This window comes from Siphonobacter sp. BAB-5385, from assembly GCF_002261125.1.
Lineage (GTDB): Bacteria > Bacteroidota > Bacteroidia > Cytophagales > Spirosomataceae > Siphonobacter.
Genome location: NZ_NMPS01000252.1, coordinates 22648 through 40734 on the forward strand (window position 1 = coordinate 22648; position 18087 = coordinate 40734).

The following is an 18087-nucleotide window of genomic DNA, read 5'->3' on the forward strand; positions in this document are numbered from 1 at the left end:
TGCAAAAAACGAATTTTTTTTCGAAAAAACTTGTGTTTGGGGTTTTTAAGAGCCTATATTTGCGAACCGAAACGGAGAAGGAGAGGTGCCTGAGTGGCCGAAAGGAGCAGTTTGCTAAACTGTCGTACGTCTAAAGCGTACCGCGGGTTCGAATCCCGCCCTCTCCGCACAGTTTTGAATTTTTCGGGGTGTAGCGTAGCCCGGTATCGCGTCTGCTTTGGGAGCAGAAGGCCGTCAGTTCGAATCTGGCCACCCCGACTACTAAATTGACCAGTGCCCGTTCTCAGAATTCTGTGAACCACGCTGAAACCGGCTGAGTCTGGTCCTATAGCTCAACCGGATAGAGCAACTGCCTTCTAAGCAGTAGGTTGCAGGTTCGAGTCCTGCTGGGATCACTTATCAACACGCTGGCAATGGCTGGCAATCTATAACGCCCTAGAAATCACGTTTCTAGGGCGTTTTGCTTTTATCTGCGTTCGTCAGCGTTTGCCACAGTTTGGAAAAAGTTACACCCTAGTCTTACACCCAAACCTGCAATCTTCATGAGGGATATATCCATCACACCCGAATCTTAAATTACGAATTTCTTAAAGACCACACTCAACAGATTCAGCTTCGAATTACGCAGAATAAATAGCATCGCCGTGTGGCTACGGAATACAGTGTACACGAAAATTTCTGGAACACTGATAAACACAAGGTGCGTAAGGAGCATCCCATCGCGACAGCTATTAACGCCGCTATTCGGGAGAAGGTCAGCAAGCTCATGTCCGAAATAAGTAAGGCGAATGTGCAAAACACCAGCCTATCGGCTCGCGATCTTTAGCGGAAAGCTCGTAAAGAGGTAGTAAGGGAACTTCTTTGATTTGCAGATAAGCACATCAAACGTATTACAATTCTTTCCAGAACAAAGTAATTTCCGTAGTGAATAAGCTCCGAAAGGACCGGCAAGGAATAAGATATCCTTATTAGAGCTGGCCCGCTGAAATCAATGGTTTATTGAAAGAATCAGTCAGGCAAGCCGGTATAGACAAACCCATCAGTACGCATGTTGCCCGACATAACTTTGCTGAAATGACTCGTGAACTGACGGGCAATGATATTTATTTCATCTCGGCGGGTTTAGGTCATAGCTCTGTGAGTATCACCGAAGGGTATTTCAATAAAGAATTGAAAACGGGAGCTGACAAACTATCGCAGATTGTCGCTTCCATTGCTAATCGTAACGAATCGGATTCATCTACTTCATGGGAGAGATAGATGGATAATGTCCCTTACTTTCTGAATCAAGAACTATGGAATACTTTGAAACAGAAATAGTATGCTGTTTGAATGAAGTGGACCAGTTCAAATGACCATTTAGGGCATTTATTGAATGGAGGGAATCATAACTGAGGAAATAAAGTGTCCCGTTCGCTGAAGTAGGTATCTTTTCTCCTCTAAAATCCTTATTATCTATCTCCCATTTAAGTGTTCCATCACTTCTGTTATAAGCAGATAATTTTTCACCTACGGTATAAATTAGATTCTTATCCATATTAAGGGAAATAGACCATTCAGAAGCTTTGACTTGCCAAATTACCTTCCCGGTATTAGCTTGTAAAGCAAAGAGATTACCTCTCATATCTCCTGCATAGAGTATATCGTCGACTACTTCTAGCGTTGTGCTATTTTTTATTTGATCATTCGCCCAGGCTTTACGTCCCGTCCGGGCATCGTAAGCTATAACTGATGAATTATAATTAGAATCATGCCGGGATGTATAGATATACTGTTGATAGCTCGCTGGTTTAGGTCCTCCAATTTCAGAATAGGGAAAATCTATTTCCCATAATTTGTTGCCTGTAGAAGCATCTAAAGCTAAAAAACCTAGGGAAGTTTCTATGTACAAGGCATTTCTATGAAATTGAGGATGACCCAGAGGAATATAGTCTTTTGTTGTCCCATCATAAGAACGGGGTGACATTTCATAAGACCATCTAATCTGACCATTGCTTATATCAATAGCTAGAATACTAAAGTTGGTGTTGTTGTAACCGAATCTTTCTAAGTGGTCCTTGCGTTGAAAAGCCCCATAGATAAGTCCATCTCTAATAACGAGAGAGTTGAAATTAGTAAAAAGGTTAACGTAAGGCGTCTGGTTCTGATAGGGAGAAGTCAACTGACTTTCCCATACCTTTTTACCCGAATGCACATGGTATCCGTAGATTTTGTTGCGAGCCGTACGAACATAAATAGTCGAGTCAGCTAATACTGGACCTGCAAAAAGGCTATCATTTTCTGTAACCCATACAATCTTACCCGTTTGTGTATCAATAGCATATAAATTAAGATCGCTCAAGACCATAAACGCTTTATCGTTTCGAACAGAATTTTGTTTTTGAGCATATCCCAGAAAGCTGTACAACAAAAAGAACAAGAGGGGAAGTCGTTTCATAAAGAGGAGTACTCAATCAAGAAGGCTTATTGTTGGTAAAAGTAGATCAGTTGCTTAGTATCCTAAGCAACTGATCTACAATAATTAATCAAACGTACTCTAGCCAGCCATAGCCCCGTTCCGGCTAATCGCGTCTGCGAATACACTCGGCTTGGCATTGATACTCCAGAGAGCACTGTTGCTTTCACCCTATAGTTACAATAAGCGGCGATCAAATACCGCTAGCATTGCTGATCCAATAACCCCTCGTTAAAATTGAAGCGAATTATAATCGTTGGGACCTGACAAAGCCAGCGTTTACGGTTTTGGCTGTATTGGACACCCTCTAAATGATATAAGAAAACAAACTCGATCCCTATAAAACCAAAAAACCCAAGCCCTAAGACCCAGGTTTTTTGATAAACGGATACTTTCGAATCTACATTACAATCAACGGAGACACAATCGCGAGTACCTGCTCTTTCGTTAGGGGCTCGTCGAATGCTTCGGAGACCACGATGTCCGAGAATCCGGGGCCCAGTTTGGTTACGTCCACTTTCTGTACCACGTTTTCCTCGCCGGCGTATACGGCAGCAGGGGCTCCGTCCGGTTCGTTTTTGGTGATCCAGACGCGGCCTTCGCGAATGCGACGCACTTCGGCGGCATGACGGGCTTCAACCGCGTGAATTTGCAGGGCCGTGGTCAGTACCGCCTGTTTGTACAGTTTCGGAGCCTGTCCTTTGTAGGCCCGAACGCCCGTATCTTCAAAGGCCTGCGAAACGATCAGGAAGGTTTGGTAGTCCGAGAATACGTTCGGAAATACTTCTTCGAATTTGAACATCTTGGGTTTGGCTACCGCAGCACTGCCCAGGACTGATTTCAACAACTTGACGTGGGCGTCCTCGTGCTTGCTGATTTGCTCAAATACGGGTCGATCCCCACCAAACGACAGGCTAGTGCTCAATGCTTTTTTGTAGAATTCGTCTTCCAGGTATTCCAGCGTCAGAGCAAAGTTCAGCACTTCCTGTACTTCAGTGGACTGAGCAAAGGCTTCCTGTGTGACGCTGGCCAGGGCGAGAGGTAGGGCGGCCGCTGTCGCTGCCTTCGTGCCCTTGCGGAGAAAATAACGACGCGAGTAGAAGGATAAACGCTCCGTAGCGTCGCCATCTATCTTTTCAATATCGGAAAAAATCTGAAAAATATTCATGGATTGAATCGAAGTTCGAGAGAGAGTCAAGTAGTAAGTAGATAGAAAAAGGCCGATGCTATTGAACGGGAATCCGCTCCGCCGTGATTCGCTCTTTGATGTAGGGCTGAGCCAGTACGACCACTTGTTGCGGGTACAGGGCCCGATCCAGACCCGTATCGGGCGTGATGATGTCATCGCCGGCAAAACTGCCTGGCATGTTGGATCGTGGATGCAGCAGATCGCGGAGCAGAGCCGCATGGCGAGCTTCTACGGATACGATTTTACCCGAAAGATTCAACAGTTCCATATCCGTTACGAAACGGCCCGCTCCGTTCAGAGCGGCAACGCCCAGGTCTTCGAACGTATGACCCGTTTTCAGAATTTCTTCACGCGATCCAATCTTGATGTTGTCGAAGTTCGGCGTCAGCATTGGAATGGCTTTGTCTCCCAGCAGATACCGGAACAGCTCCAGGTGCGTACGTTCCCGGTCACGGAGGTCCACAAACAGGGCTTTTTCTTCCGCCGACAGTTGATTAAACGCGGGACTTTCAATCACGGTTGAATAAAACGCTACTTCCAGTTGCTCCTGGGCATACGACAGGTTCATAATGCCCACATCGCCAAATCCTAAATCAATGAAGTTAGGATCATATACGATGGGTTTGTGGTCTTCACAGGCTAACGTGGTTAACGTAAGAGCTGAAATAGAGGACAAGCCGGCAAAACGGAGAAAGGTGCGGCGACCTACAGCAGTGGTACCGTTGTTCGAGCCGCCCGATGCGGCTGAACCCTTAGAAAGTTGATTCATAGAACGGTTAAAAAAAGATGAAAAAGGACAAATACTCAAGGTTCAGGCACATCTTTCAACTTCGTACGCGAAAACACCACCTCGGGTGGTTCGGGCACGACTGAACACATGCACAAGCATTCACTTTTATTAGAGTAACTGAGTAAAATGTGCTAATGGCGGTACGTCTACGGTGCGGTTTTTCCCTCCACAGTTTAGGGCTCGTAGAGGAAGCCTCGACGTACGGTTTTTTGTAAGGGGCAACAAAAAACGCTGGTATACTTCTAAAAAAAGGTATACCAGCGACCCAACGAAGGTGAATAAACGTTATTAACTATAGGTAAGCTGGAGCGTGCGAAATCTAGTACCGTAGGTTAACCATAGGAGACGAACCTATCAGGGATATACGCAAAGGCTAATCTTCCAGGAACGTGAATACAATCAGATACGATAAAATGGATACCACAAACCCGAACATAAAAATGTTATAGGCGATGCGGAGGAGCTTGTATTTCTTGCCCAGTACTACGCCCAGGTGGTAAATGTCGCGGGTCATGCTGCCGTAGAGAAATTCGCTGTCCTTCATCATGGCGTCGATGCCACGTTCGTAGTCTTCCAGGGTCATGTTGTAAAAATTACCGAAAAAGAGCAGGTTGGCTTTCTTCTGCCGAATGTCATCCATACTCACCGTGCCCCGGGTAATGTTCGGTCGCGTGGCCAGTACGGCAAAAATGATGGTCAGGACAGCCGTAAGCAGAAAGATGGCCGTAGGCGGAATCAATTGCGGGTGATTTTCCAGCCGGTGCGACAAGACCGATACCACCACCGAAACCATGATGGAATTGACCGAAATCATGATGTTGGCTTTGCTGTCGGCAATTTCACTCAGGCGTAAATGGTTGGTGGACGTCGTCCGAAACATGGTTTCGATCCCGCGTTCGGGGTCTTTCTTTTTCTTTTCCGCGACGAGTGGCTGCGTAGGTGCGTCGGTTTTTTCGGCCTGCTTATCCAGGAGTCGCCGCAGGTTTTCCGCTTTCGTTGCGTCAAACATTTTTCGGGCCATCGGTGTGAAATACTGATGCGACTGGATGAATTCAATATTGCCCATTCGCCAGAGGTTTCCCGAAATCTGGATGCCTTTCATGGCCTCTATTTCTTTCCGCAAAAGTTTGGTTTTGTCCTTGTAATCGACGCTACCCAGGTGCGACAGATCCGCATCGCAGACAATTTCCTCCAGTAAATTGTGGGGCTTTTGGGGCATGCGAGTGGCCAAAATGCAACCTTCTACCTGTGAAATTAGCTCGGCGGACTGGCCTTCACTTTGCAGGAACTCCGTCGCCAGCTCGGCACTTTTTTCCTCGTGTTGCATCTTCGGGCTGAATAAATAGCCCGCATCATGAAACCAGGCGGCCACGAGTACCGTCCGGTACTGCATGTCGTTCAACTGATACTGATGACTCAGGGCCTCAGCAGCCTGCACGACCTCCTGTGTGTGGGTAAGCGTATGGTACGCCAGTGAAGGCGTGGGATGTTCGTCGTACAGACGCAGCACATGAGCTTCCGCTTTCGATACTAAGGGATCAGTCATTACGACTCGGTTTAGAAAAATACGGGCTGGTAATATAAGTCAACTTTTGCTTAAAAGCGGAATCCTACGGAAACGTAGGGTAGGGTTCCTTCCCTCGAAAATGCTACAGATGCGTTGAAAATGAGTAGACTGGCTGGCGAAACGTACAGCCCCGCCCCGTACCCATCGTGCCAGCGTTGGGAGTTTTCGTTTTTCACCCAGACGCGTCCGAGGTCGTTGAAAAGCGTGAGTCCAACAGTGCCCGGAAACAGGTAGGAGTTGAAATTAAACAGCTTCGTCCGGATTTCGAGGTTATGATAGACCTGTTTTTCCCCCGCAAAACGGTACTTCCGGAAGCCCCGCAGGTTGTCCTGTCCACCCAGGTACTGCAACTGATAAAAGGCCGGGTTGCCGTAGGTTAGTCCCCCGCCAATCCGATTGACAATGACGATACGAGCGGCGTTCGAGAAACTGGCATGAACGGTCAGGTCGGTACTCAACTGCGTCATGTGGTTTCGCTGGTCGCCAAAACCCTGTAGAGTCATCGCCGTCGTATTCCAGTACAGGCTCGGGTAGGAAGGGTAAGATTATTCCGGTTGTCGATGACGACACTCGCCTGCAAACCGCCGTAAAACTGTCGCCGTAAAAAGGGTGCATTGGTTTCAGCCAGATACCGTTCGAGGAACCGTCCCTGATTATCCTGCATATCTACGTTGAAGTACTGAAAAACCGGACCCGCCATGACTTGCAGGTGCTGACCCAACCGACGTTTGAGTAGGGCCGATACCGTACTTAAATCGTAGCGGGTGCGGTAATAACGAATTTTCCGCCCTTTTTCGTAGACCGTTTCGTTACCAATGCCGAAAAAGTTGGTCACGTTGTCAGGAGCCCGCAGATACGCGTTGATCCAGAGGTCGTTTTTGCCCAGCAAATGCGTAAAAATACCGTCGTACTTGATGGCCGTCGCTTCCGTAGCCAGGGCGTGGCTGATGAGCAGCCGGTTCATGGACGCGTAGGGCGACTTACGGAAGCCGTGTTTGGTAAACTGAAATCCGGCTCCAAGCAGGATACCGTCGTCCAGGTTAAAGCCCGCCGAGGCCAGCGGAGCCAGGCGGTTGTACTGGAAGGCGTGGTTGTCGTAAGCGTTAATGGTGGGATCGCTGGAGGCGTGTATTTGAGCCGTTTGGGGCTCGGGCCAGACATTGGCTTCCGTACGAAGGTCGTACACCTGGGTCTGCCTTTTTCGCGTATCCTGAAGGGCAAATCGGTCGATGCCTTCGCCACCGATGAGGCGTATTTTTATACCGGAAGAAGCCGTACCCCGCACGACAAACTGGTCGGTACCCGCCTGACCGTACAAGCGGATTTCCTTCGTCTCGGCGGGATCAAATACGCGGTGGTACAGTTGCTGTTTCAGCGTACTATCCTTGCCGATTTTGTACACCCGGACCGACACGTGGCCATCCGGCTGATGGTCTACCTCGAAACGCTCGGCTTTGTTACTGCCGGGAATATCGACCGCCCGGGCCAGGAAACGGTAATAGGTGAGGCCTTCACTGAGCAGATTGGCCCGACGGGCTTTGAGGGTCGCTAGAATGTCGGCTCCGAAATTTTTCTGAATTGGATCGGGAAACTGCCGGACGGCGGCTTCGAGTACGGCATCGGTCAGCTTGCCCTGCAGAGCGGTGATTTCTTCCTGCCAGTCCTGCTGACTAAGCTCCTGTAAGAACATCCGGTCGAAGTACCGGGCGTTGTACATAAATCCATTCACATTATGCAGGTGGTCGCGAAAACCTTGGAATTTGGGCTGTAACCATGAACGGGCAGCAATGTAGGGAAACAGTCCACCCGACTTGAAAAAGACCTGATCGCGATCGCGGGGAATGGGTTCGTACACCTTGCCGTTTTTGGTTTTTCGACTGCTCCACCGCCACTGATCTTCGTGTCGATCCCAGTCGCCCATCACTAAATCCAGCATACGGGCCCGAACGACGGCCCGCTGATTAACGCGGTCATCGTTGTCTTTTTGCAGAGCATCGATCACCTTGGGCGTACTGAGACTTTTTTCGGTAACGGGATTGCGTTCTTCGAGCAAACAGACGGTCCCGGCAAAATCAACGCCATATACCCCCAGAGCCGGATCGTCGGGTACATAGACTATTTTGGGGTTGGCATGCGGTACGTCAGCGGCTTCCGCCAGCGTGGATACCGCCAGGGGGGCGAAGGGGAAGGCCGCCGAAATCTGATCCTGAATAATGTCTTTCGCCACGGTTTGCCGCAGGTACGCAGGCAGGGCTTTTTCGGGAGCCTTCTGAATGGTACGGAGCACCCACTCTTTTCCCGAAGCATCTTCCAGCCGTAGGGATTTGGTTTGTTGCCCACCGCCGCGTTGGAGAATCTTAAAGCCTCCTTTTTCTTTGGTAATGTCGAATACCGGCAGGGTGACGGGGGTCGCCCAGACTTTGCGATAGTTTTCTCCGAACAGTCGGCGGTGCAGGGTACTCACGCTATCGTAATCCGGAGCAATGGCTACGGTCACGGAATCAGGCCAGGATTTTTCCCGAATTCGGGCATGATCTGGCGTGGTCTTGCGGTCAATTTTGTAGATCGGGGCTGTATGGGCCAGGGTGGCCTGAGCCGCTTCATCGACGGTGTAGAACGCGGCCTGTACCCGACCGTCCCGTAGTTCGTCGAGGACTACGTACCCCCATTCACCACTAACGAAACGAGCCTTCTTGCCCTTTTTGACCCGTTCCCGATTGATACCTGATCCACTGACAATAAAATTCCGGTTCCCATCTACAATATGCTGTAAAGCATGGTCGTGTCCCGAGACAAAGACGACGTTAGGGGCAGGCTGGGTTGCTTTCTCCAGTACCCGAGCCATGTGTTTGTAAATCGGATTGGGCAAGTCCTGTACGGTACCGAATACACCCCGGGCGATGGGATAAATCGATCCAATGACCGGTAGTGGAATATACAGGTGAGGGTTAATATCGGTAAAGGGAAAAATATGCTGCTTGAGCGTATAATAGCCCCCGTGAATGCCGTAGCTGCGGAAGGGTTGGTGCGTCGCCAGAATGATTCCTTTGTCACGGTTGAGGTATACCAACTCCGAGAGTCGCGTGACGACTTCATCTTCGGTTTTGCAGGCACAGTCTGAATCTCTGCCGGGTTTATCGTTGGGATGTAGCCACCACTGCGTATCAACGATGATCAGAACCAGATGATCGTTTAGCTCCACCAGTTCAGGACCAGGACAGCCGCCCGCGGGAAGCAAACGGATGTTGGGCGAATTCAGACTGTCGAGCCATCGACCCTGGCGTTTGATTTTCTCCCAGCCGTCGGGATGGTCCTTGCTCCAATCATGATTCCCCGGTATGAACAGTACCTGAGACGCTTTCCCAATGCCAAGCTGGGCCTGGTAACGCAGAATGGTCGTCAGGGAGTCGTAATCCGGACTAGCTTCGTCGGACAATCCGTGCGGGTACACGTTATCGCCGAGGTACAGCATCGTTGTCTGCGGATCGTCGAAGGAATATCGGGCCCGTACCGCATCTACCACCGGATTTTTGCCCTTGTACAGGCGTCCGGCGTCCCCAATGAGTACGAGTCGATGCACGACGGAGTCGGGTCGGGCCTGCTGGGCCCGTATCGGAAGTATTCCACCAAAAACCAGCAGCAGAATCAGGCTTCGGCGGAGGAAGAAGAACGTACGCATAAAAGAATGACAGGTGAAACACAAGAGCGGCACCGCTTCGTTGTCAGCAATGAAGGGCCGTCCCGAACCCGGAACGGCCAAAGCTACGGTTTATCTATTTAGGATTGAGCGACCAGCAGTTCCTGCTCAGGTACCCCCAGGGGTTCCGCGTATTGAATGGCCAGCCGAATGGCTTTTAGTCCAACAACGCCCTGCAAAGGCTCCAGATCGAGGTATTCCAACGTAGGGCTAATCCGGTTCTGTTCCTGTAATAAAGTGATTAAAGGAAGATAATCCGCGATTTCCTGCTGATGGGTATACACCAGGGCAATGTGGTCGGGTTGCGTCAGGCGTTCGTTGGTACCACGCACCAGGGCCTTGTCGATCCGTTTTTTAATGACTTCATACCGGATGCTGTAGGAGCCTTCCACGTCAAAGCGGTGTTCATCCTCCCGGAAACTGATGTTCACGGGCTGGGAATGAGCCAGAATCAATTGCGTCGTTTGCAGGGGCCGCGGCAGGTGCGGTAACAGACGATGCGTGAGTTGAGCCAGATCCACCATCGACGTCAATTGCCAGAGTCTCAACCGCCGTAAGTCATTGGCTACGAAAGGATTTTGCGGGGAAATCGACTGTCCTACGTAGATATTGTACTCCATACCGTCGGTCCGGTACTTCTCAAAATAGTGCGGATAAACGGCCTGTAATTGCTGTTCTTCCTGCTCAATGTACCCGTTAACGGCCGCGTTGATCCAGTCCAGACTGCGTTCATAATTCCGGGAAGCCTGGTGGAAATGGCCCGTTTGTGGATCGGTTTGCTGAAAATAATACTCAAGGGATGGTTCCAGTGCTTTGGAATCGAGCTGCAAACGGCGGAAGTAAGGCGTAACCTGCTGCGACAAAAACAGGAGAATACTTTCTTCGGTATCGGGCGTCAGATCGTCGAGCAATAACTCCTGCCAGTACCGGGTTTCCACCTGCAATTGCTGCGATCGCTCCGAAGCTACACTAGGTTCCTGCAACAGCGAAGCAGCGGCAGCCAATTGATGGCTCAGGTCCGTACGGATGGCCCAGTGCCGTTCCAGCGACGAATTCCGAATGTCGATGGCTCCGTATAAGGGATACACCTGCGGAAAACGAATGCGGGCAGTTTCCCGGTCCGCCGGTTTTTTGCCACCAGCCCGCAGATACTGCCAGGCTACTTCGTTGAATTTCCATTCAACGGCCGGTTGCAGGGTCGTGAATTTTTGCCGAATCAGTCGTTGAATACGTTTATTGAATTCACTGATCTGGAAGAGTAATAATTCCCGAACGAGCGGAATGACGCGTTCGACCTTGAAGAGAATTTCGTCGTCCAGAGCGTCGGCGTTGGGGCTGCCAATTTCGAGTACACCCACGACCTGATCCGCCGCTTTAATGGGATACAGAATAAAACTTTGCAGGCCGTTAGAAACCAGCCGCTGTAACTCGGGCTCCGAAAACTTGTTCAGGTTACAGAAAACGTGCGGGTAATCGTGTTGAGCGAGTCGCTCGGCAATGCGTTCCTGCATGGTCTGCTGACTGCCTTCCACCCAGGCTTCGCCGCAGGTTTTCTCAAAATCGGCCATCGCCAGTACCACACTACGACTACCAAAATCGGGGTGAAAAACGTACTGCTGATTGATTTTGATGAAGGGCATCAGACCAATCCGGATGTCGGGTTGTCCGCACAAATCCCGCATGGCTTTCTCGAAGCGGCGGTAGATCATCTCCTCCGAATCACTCTGCAAGTGTACAAACACCTCTTTGAGCTGCTGAATGGTCTTGTCCTCGGTAATGTCTTCAATCAGAAAAACGCAAAATCCTTTGAGAACAAACTCGCCGAGGGGCAGGGGCGAAGGCACGCGATCCAGGGTACGATGACCTTTAGCGAATTCCGTCCATTCGGGCTGTAGAGGCGGCAAGGCAGAGCCCTGATGTTGTGGCTCAACGAAATTGACGTTTATCGTTAAACGATAGAATTTCGTAACGCCATTGACGACCCGCTGAAACGACAGCGAAGGCGTAAGTTCCTTGATAAAATGAACGCCGTAGCACTTATTCAGAATCAGCTGGTACAGAAACCGTAGTTTCTCTTTGTGATTATGAGCCTCGTCCACTTCCAGCCCTTCGTACGTATGCAGGAGAGCGTTGAACGAATCCGAAGCGTGAAATAAGTCCAGCGGAATCGGCAATCCAAAGCCATAGGGTATTTCCTTTTCGTTACTCAGTAAGGGTAATACGCTCAGCTTGAGTAGCTGAGCCATGTCTTCCAATTGCTGTGGCGTATACGTTTCATCAATAGAGTCTTCGGAAATGAGTGGCGTAAATTGTTGAAGTAAGTAATCAAATACGTGCGAGCGGGCAGCACCCGTGGACGTAGAACCCTTTTGCTGCTGTAAGTACGCAATAAAGGGTTTAAAGGATAACCTGAACTGTACCGGGAACTCGGCTACTTCAGGGGGTATAGCGATGGTATCCATGCGATATGGATGATTAGTACGTAAACAAGGAGTTAATCTTGAAGTATATAATCTAAACTTTTGACTTTGGGTTCAAATATTTCCAAAATATCGTGTGGATCGTGCGAAAGGAGGGTTGAACGGTTTGTACTGCCAGGGAATGGAAAAGGTGGAATAACAAAGGTAGGAGCATTTTCAAAATCCGTTTATGCACTTTAAAATTTCTTTGCTATAGAAAAGTTGAAAGTTTATCTTGAAATTATCTTATATCAAAGTAGTAGGTTGAAGTGAGGGATCTATTTAAGTACTAAAATAGCGTTTATTACGTAGTTGAATGCCCCTAATTTTAACGGGTTTATTTCAATTAAAATCAATACTATTTATTGATAAGAATGCTGTTTAGTAGGTATTTAAAAATGCATGATTTGATGAATTGAACAAATACATCATTGTTTTAAAGTATTGAGGAAGTTTAATGCGTTTTGAGTAATTAAAATCTCTTTATACGCCTTTGATTCCTCATTCTGTTGACGGTAGTCTACATTCAATAAAAGCCAGTTATGCAATAACCCTAAAATTTGTGGGTGTATGAGCTGCTTAGATTGACCAACACGAATGAGTAGCCTTTAAGATAAATACCAATGTATTGTGAACTTATAAAATGAGTTAGTGTCAGGTTGATTGTGTTTCCAGGGGTTGGGAAGCTATAAATCTAAAATTGAGATTAAAATTTAATTTTGATCCTAAGGCGGTAGTGGATTTATGTATAAACAGAAAATACATGAACAGCCAAGAGTTTTAGCTGTCGTGATCCATGAGTAATGCTAGCTAAGGAGAGTTGAGGAAAGCCTTAATTTTGTGTCTGTCAATCCTTTTTGATCGGGATAATGGATGCATGTATTTACTTATATTAGTCTGGTTTTTGTATAAATGAGAAAATAATTTTCATGTTTTAATGAAGTGAAAATGAATCGTAATGAGAAGTAAATACGAGAAGTAATTCCGGAATTGGTATGGGTCTTTTCCGAAGTAAATCCTGTCTGATAAAGTCGTTTTTCATGTCAGTAATTCTAAGAAGTAAGTCGCCCGCCGGAATTTGCTTTTGGAAGGTTTTGCGTACCAATCTCTGCTCGCATTTATGGAACTCAAGTACAAAATTGCACTCATCAGTGACCATGCTTCTCCATTGGCCATTTGCGGCGGCGTCGATGCCGGCGGGCAGAATATAGCCGTAGCCGAGCTGGCTCAGCACCTGGCGGATCTGGGTTATTCCATCGACATCTTTACCCGCTGGGCGGATGAAAAGCTGCCGCAGGTGATTCAGTGGCAACCGCAAATTCGGGTCGTGCACGTAAAAGCGGGCCCGAAGACCTTTCTGCCGAAAGAAGAATTTTTACCCTATATGCCGGAATTCACAGCGGATGTACTGCGTTTTTCTAAACGCGAAGGGCATCCGTACCGACTCGTGCACGCTCATTTCTTTCTCTCGGCAATGGTCGCCGCTGATTTGAAGAAAATGCTCGGTATTCCCTTTGTCATTACTTTCCATGCCCTGGGAAAAGTCCGGCGACTGATCCAGGGTGATAGCGATACATTTCCCGCTCTACGGTTTGATCTGGAAGACCGGGTCATTCGTGAAGCCGATCAGGTGATTGCTCTCTGCCCACAGGACCGCGACGATCTGCTGACGCTGTACAACGCCGATCCGAACAAGCTAACGATTATCCCGAATGGCTTTAATCCCGGCGAATTTTTTATTACCGATCAAAAGCGGGCACGGGCTAAAGTAGGCCTCCCCGCCGACGAGAAAATCATTTTACAATTAGGGCGTATGGTACCACGCAAGGGGGTGGCTACCGTCATCGAAGCGTTGGCTCGCCTGAAAAAGCAGTACGGTCAACAGGCTCGTCTGGTGATTGTGGGCGGGGAATCGGATGTGCCTGATCCGGTCATCACGCCCGAAATGGGTCGGTTACAGCAACTGGCGGAAACCGAAGGAATTGCCGATTCAGTAACCTTTGTGGGCCGGAGAGACCGGGCTCTGCTTCGGTATTACTACAGTGCCTCGGATGTCTTCGTAACCACGCCCTGGTACGAACCCTTCGGTATTACGCCGCTGGAAGCCATGGCCTCGGGTGCTCCGGTCATTGGAGCTAATGTGGGTGGCATCAAGTACACCATCACCGACGGCGAAACCGGCCTGCTGGTACCACCCAAAGATCCCGAGGCTCTGGCCGAAAAATTAAACGAGGTTTTGTCGGATAAAATGCTGGGTACTTCACTAAAAGAAAAGGCTTTACAAAACGTACACGCTCACTTTACCTGGGAGAAAGTAGCCCGGCAAACGGCTCAATTGTACGAACAATACGCTCTGCCGACCTTTCGTCCGTACCGTCATAGTCAGAAGGCTATATTTCTGGACAAAGACGGAACGCTCATTCCTGACATTCCTTACAACATCGATCCCCGGAAAATCCGCCTGTACTCTGACGCGGGAGAAGCTTTGGCTCGCCTCCAGCGGGCCGGATACCAGATTTTTGTAGTTTCAAATCAGTCGGGTGTGGCGAAGGGATTTTTTCAGGAAGAGGCCTTGACGGGCGTGGAAAGTCGCATTCGTGAACTGTTACTGCCCTGGGGCGTGCAACTGAGCGGATTTTACTATTGCCCGCATTCGCCGCAGGGTTCGGTACCTTCGTACGCCATTGACTGTACCTGCCGAAAACCCTTGCCAGGAATGATTCTGGAAGCGGCCCAGCAACACGGCATTCACCTGTCCGAATCCTGGATGGTGGGCGATATTCTCAACGACATTGAGGCGGGCCGCCGGGCGGGTTGCCGTACCGTGCTCCTCAATAACGGCAACGAAACCGAATGGGTGCCGGGGGAATTTCGGACGCCCACGCACACGGTTCAATCCCTGAAAGAAATGGCCGATACCATTCTGAATCCAGTCGTGATTCCGGTGGCACCGCGACCGCTGCAACGACCCATTCAAGCGTAGGACAAGGCTATGACAAAGACGTGGCAAAACGCTCGCAACTTGTTGTGCATCCGGCTGGATAACATGGGCGATGTACTGATGACGACGCCCGCGTTTCGGGCTCTGAAAGAAGGGCTCCCGCAGGTTCGGCTTACTTTGCTGACTTCCTCCGTAGGGGCGGCCATTGCTTCGTTCATTCCCGAGGTCGATGAGGTAATGACCTTCGATGTTCCGTGGATGAAAGGGGCTTTGGGAGAAGCTTCCACGGCTGTAAACGACCTGGTTGAGCAACTAAAAGCACGGAATTTCGACGGGGCCATTCTCTTTACCGTACAAAGTCAGAATCCCTTGCCGACCGCTCTGATCTGTTACCTGGCGGGTATCCCGCGATTGTTGGGCTACTGCCGGGAAAATCCCTACCAGCTGATGTCGGACTGGGTACCGGATCCTGAAGTGCTGTACGCCACGCGTCACGAAGTGGAACGGCAACTGCATCTGGTCGCCCGGATTGGTTGCATTACCGAAAATCAACGTTTATCGGTTAGCGTTAGTGAAAACGTCCGACCACGGGTTCGGGCGTATCTGGATCAAATCGGTCTGCAACGCGACGAACCCTGGCTGGTCCTGCACGCGGGTGTCAGTGAAGAGAAACGTCGCTATTCGGCTGAAGGCTATCTGGAAGCCTGTCAGGAACTCATGCAGGAGCAGGGTTTTCAGGTGGTGTTGACGGGAAATGCTTCCGAAAAAAGCTACGTCGCCACCTTACAACAAACCCTGGGTGACCGGGCTTTTGCCGTAGCGGGCGATCTATCGCTCGAATGGTTTCTCGCCTTGATTGCCGAGACTCCGGTGTTGGTTTCCAACAATACGGGGCCGGTACATATCGCCGCTGCCCTCGGGACACCGGTGGTGGTTTTGTACGCCATGACCAACCCGCAACATACCCCCTGGCTGGTCGAGAACCGGGTATTGTATTTCGAAGTGCCCGAAGCCCTTCGTTCCCGAAACGTGCTATTACAGGAATTCCCCGGCACGGCCGAGCCGAAGGCTTCGCCCCAACGCATTGTCGAGTCGGTACGGGCTGTAATGCGTCCCGTAGAAAAGGCGGTATAACCGCAGCGACTCAATCCATCTAAACCCATTTTTAATCCATGTACACACTAGGAATCAACGCTGCGTTTCACGATCCGGCTGCTGCTCTCGTCAAAGACGGAGTAGTGCTGGCCGCTGCCGAAGAAGAACGCTTTACGCACATCAAACACGGTAAACGGCCCATTCCTTTTTCTACCTACGAACTTCCGTATCATGCCATTGATTTTTGCCTGAAGAAAGCTGGAATCACGCTGGCCGAAGTGGATCACATCGCTTATTCGTTTGATCCGTATATTCAACTGGGCGAGCAGTCGCAGGCCGAAACGCTACTAATTCCGCTGAAACCTACGGCCTCGACGGGTGACTGGCATAATCCCTGGGATTCGCTATTTCTGGCGTCCATCGTCAATGCTCCGGGGCATTTGGTGGATGGCGTACCGCTGCACCTGGCGGCCCGATTTAAAGGAGCTTCCCGACTGGGACCGTACCAGTGGCATTTTACCAATCATCACTTATCCCACGCGGCGAGTGCCTTCCTGCCCAGCCCGTATACGAACGCGGCGGTACTGGTACTGGACGGTCGCGGGGAGGTGGCTACAACGAGTTACTGGCACGGGCAGGGCAATCAGATGACTCTGCTTGGGGAAGTAATCATGCCGCATTCCCTGGGACTGATGTACGAGCAGATGACGACTTATCTGGGCTTTTTGCACTCCTCGGATGAGTACAAGGTGATGGCTCTGGCCTCGTTCGGTAACCCCGTCTACAAAGATTATTTTAAAGGACTGATTCATTTAAAAGAAGAGGGTCAATACACCATCGATCCGCTCAACCTGGAAGCCACGTTTGGCCCGGCCCGCGAGAAGGGTGGTCCACTGGAGCAGATGCATTACGACATTGCTCATTCGGTGCAGGTGGTGCTGGAAGAAACGGTACTCGAATTGCTTCAGTTTTTGTACGAAAAAACGCAAGCGGATTCGGTATGTCTGGCCGGTGGCGTAGCTCTGAACTGCGTGATGAATGCTCGTCTGCGGGATCGCGGGCCATTCAAAAACATCTGGGTGCAACCCGCCGCCGGGGATGCCGGTACGGCTCTGGGAGCAGCAATGTGGATTGACGCCCAGCAACGCAAAACCGACGAGCGGAACTACGAAATGGAACACGTATACCTCGGTCCCAGCTATTCGGACGAGGAAATCGAGCAGTTTCTGCAATGGTCGAAACTGCCTTACCGCCGCCTGGACAACGTAGCGGAAGAGGTAGCCGAGTATCTGGCCGAAGGAAACATCATCGGCTGGTTCCAGCAGGGGATGGAATTTGGTCCGCGTGCCCTGGGGGCCCGGTCGTTGCTGGCGGCTCCGTTCCCGGCGGAAATGCAGGCTCGCCTCAATGACCTGAAAGACCGGGAAGATTTCCGTCCCGTAGCCCCGGTGGTACTGGAAGAAGAGGCCGCCGCCTGGTTTATCAATTCCCGAAAATCACCGTTTATGTTGTTCGTGAACGATGTCCGCGAGGAAAAAGTAGACGCCATTCCCGCCGTAACGCACACCGACGGCACGGCTCGGGTACAAACCATCAATCCGCAACAGAATCCGGCTTACTATAACTTAATCAAATCATTTTACGAAAAAACAGGGGTGCCCATTCTGGTCAATACTTCGTTCAATACGCGTGGAGAACCCGTAGTTTGCTCCCCCCGCGACGCTGTAGAATCGTTCTGGACGTCTCCGCTCGATGCTCTGATTATCGGCAGTTTCATGCTCGAAAAAAATCCCAAAACTGCGGAGGTGAGTTTTCAGTCCTCCGTTTACAATTTTCAGTAATGAGCCCCGCTCACCCCGATTTATAATCGGAACGAGCAGGTGAGTAAGCAAAC

12 protein-coding genes and 3 tRNA genes are annotated in these 18087 nt (G+C 50.0%); 8 read left to right on the forward strand and 7 right to left on the reverse strand.

Translation table 11 applies throughout. The annotated features are described in order from the left end of the window. The first annotated feature begins 79 nt into the window (after positions 1-79). The 5 genes from BWI93_RS26380 to BWI93_RS26400 all read left to right on the forward strand — a co-directional run bounded on the left by BWI93_RS26380 (position 80) and on the right by BWI93_RS26400 (position 1260). Positions 80-167, forward strand: a tRNA-Ser gene (locus tag BWI93_RS26380). A 17-nt stretch (positions 168-184) separates the two neighbouring features. Beyond that, positions 185-258, forward strand: a tRNA-Pro gene (locus BWI93_RS26385). Positions 259-321: 63 nt separating this feature from the next. After that, positions 322-395, forward strand: a tRNA-Arg gene (locus BWI93_RS26390). Positions 396-646: 251 nt separating this feature from the next. Further along, on the forward strand, positions 647-826 hold the full coding sequence (locus BWI93_RS26395) for an Arm DNA-binding domain-containing protein (RefSeq protein WP_094816930.1): 180 nt from the start codon (positions 647-649) through the stop codon (positions 824-826). A 173-nt stretch (positions 827-999) separates the two neighbouring features. Continuing rightward, positions 1000-1260, forward strand: coding sequence for a tyrosine-type recombinase/integrase (locus tag BWI93_RS26400; RefSeq protein WP_176454348.1), 261 nt, complete (start codon positions 1000-1002; stop codon positions 1258-1260). Here the strand turns inward: BWI93_RS26400 and BWI93_RS26405 are convergent. The 7 genes from BWI93_RS26405 to BWI93_RS26430 form a co-directional block, all read right to left on the reverse strand. Continuing rightward, a complete protein-coding gene (locus BWI93_RS26405; protein WP_094816932.1) occupies positions 1241-2437 on the reverse strand; it encodes a PQQ-binding-like beta-propeller repeat protein in 1197 nt (398 codons plus the stop codon). The two genes, BWI93_RS26400 and BWI93_RS26405, sit on opposite strands and share 20 nt — an antisense overlap. 418 nt (positions 2438-2855) lie before the next feature. After that, positions 2856-3623, reverse strand: a complete 768-nt coding sequence (locus BWI93_RS26410) for a ferritin-like domain-containing protein (RefSeq protein WP_094816933.1) — start codon at positions 3621-3623, stop codon at positions 2856-2858. A 58-nt stretch (positions 3624-3681) separates the two neighbouring features. Further along, complete coding sequence (locus BWI93_RS26415) at positions 3682-4413, reverse strand: ferritin-like domain-containing protein (RefSeq protein ID WP_094816934.1); 732 nt, start codon at positions 4411-4413, stop codon at positions 3682-3684. A gap of 394 nt (positions 4414-4807) precedes the next feature. Beyond that, on the reverse strand, positions 4808-5980 hold the full coding sequence (locus BWI93_RS26420) for a Pycsar system effector family protein (protein ID WP_094816935.1): 1173 nt from the start codon (positions 5978-5980) through the stop codon (positions 4808-4810). 50 nt (positions 5981-6030) lie between these two features. Next, positions 6031-6504 carry a BamA/TamA family outer membrane protein gene (locus BWI93_RS29255; RefSeq protein ID WP_255158084.1) on the reverse strand — a complete coding sequence of 158 codons (474 nt, stop codon included), beginning with the start codon at positions 6502-6504 and terminating at the stop codon, positions 6031-6033. Beyond that, positions 6501-9761, reverse strand: coding sequence for a hypothetical protein (locus BWI93_RS26425; protein ID WP_255158085.1), 3261 nt, complete (start codon positions 9759-9761; stop codon positions 6501-6503). Before BWI93_RS26425 ends, BWI93_RS29255 begins: the two co-directional genes overlap by 4 nt. 17 nt (positions 9762-9778) lie before the next feature. Continuing rightward, positions 9779-12160 carry a GAF domain-containing protein gene (locus tag BWI93_RS26430; protein ID WP_094816936.1) on the reverse strand — a complete coding sequence of 794 codons (2382 nt, stop codon included), beginning with the start codon at positions 12158-12160 and terminating at the stop codon, positions 9779-9781. A gap of 1117 nt (positions 12161-13277) precedes the next feature. Between BWI93_RS26430 and BWI93_RS26435 the strand changes: the two genes are divergently transcribed. Genes BWI93_RS26435 through BWI93_RS26445 form a run of 3 tightly spaced genes read left to right on the forward strand, consistent with a single transcriptional unit; the run spans position 13278 to position 18034 of the window. After that, on the forward strand, positions 13278-15140 hold the full coding sequence (locus BWI93_RS26435; RefSeq protein WP_141217612.1) for an HAD-IIIA family hydrolase: 1863 nt from the start codon (positions 13278-13280) through the stop codon (positions 15138-15140). A 9-nt stretch (positions 15141-15149) separates the two neighbouring features. After that, a complete protein-coding gene (locus tag BWI93_RS26440; protein WP_094816938.1) occupies positions 15150-16232 on the forward strand; it encodes a glycosyltransferase family 9 protein in 1083 nt (360 codons plus the stop codon). Positions 16233-16270: 38 nt separating this feature from the next. Then, positions 16271-18034, forward strand: a complete 1764-nt coding sequence (locus BWI93_RS26445) for a carbamoyltransferase C-terminal domain-containing protein (protein ID WP_094816939.1) — start codon at positions 16271-16273, stop codon at positions 18032-18034. Positions 18035-18087 lie beyond the last annotated feature (53 nt).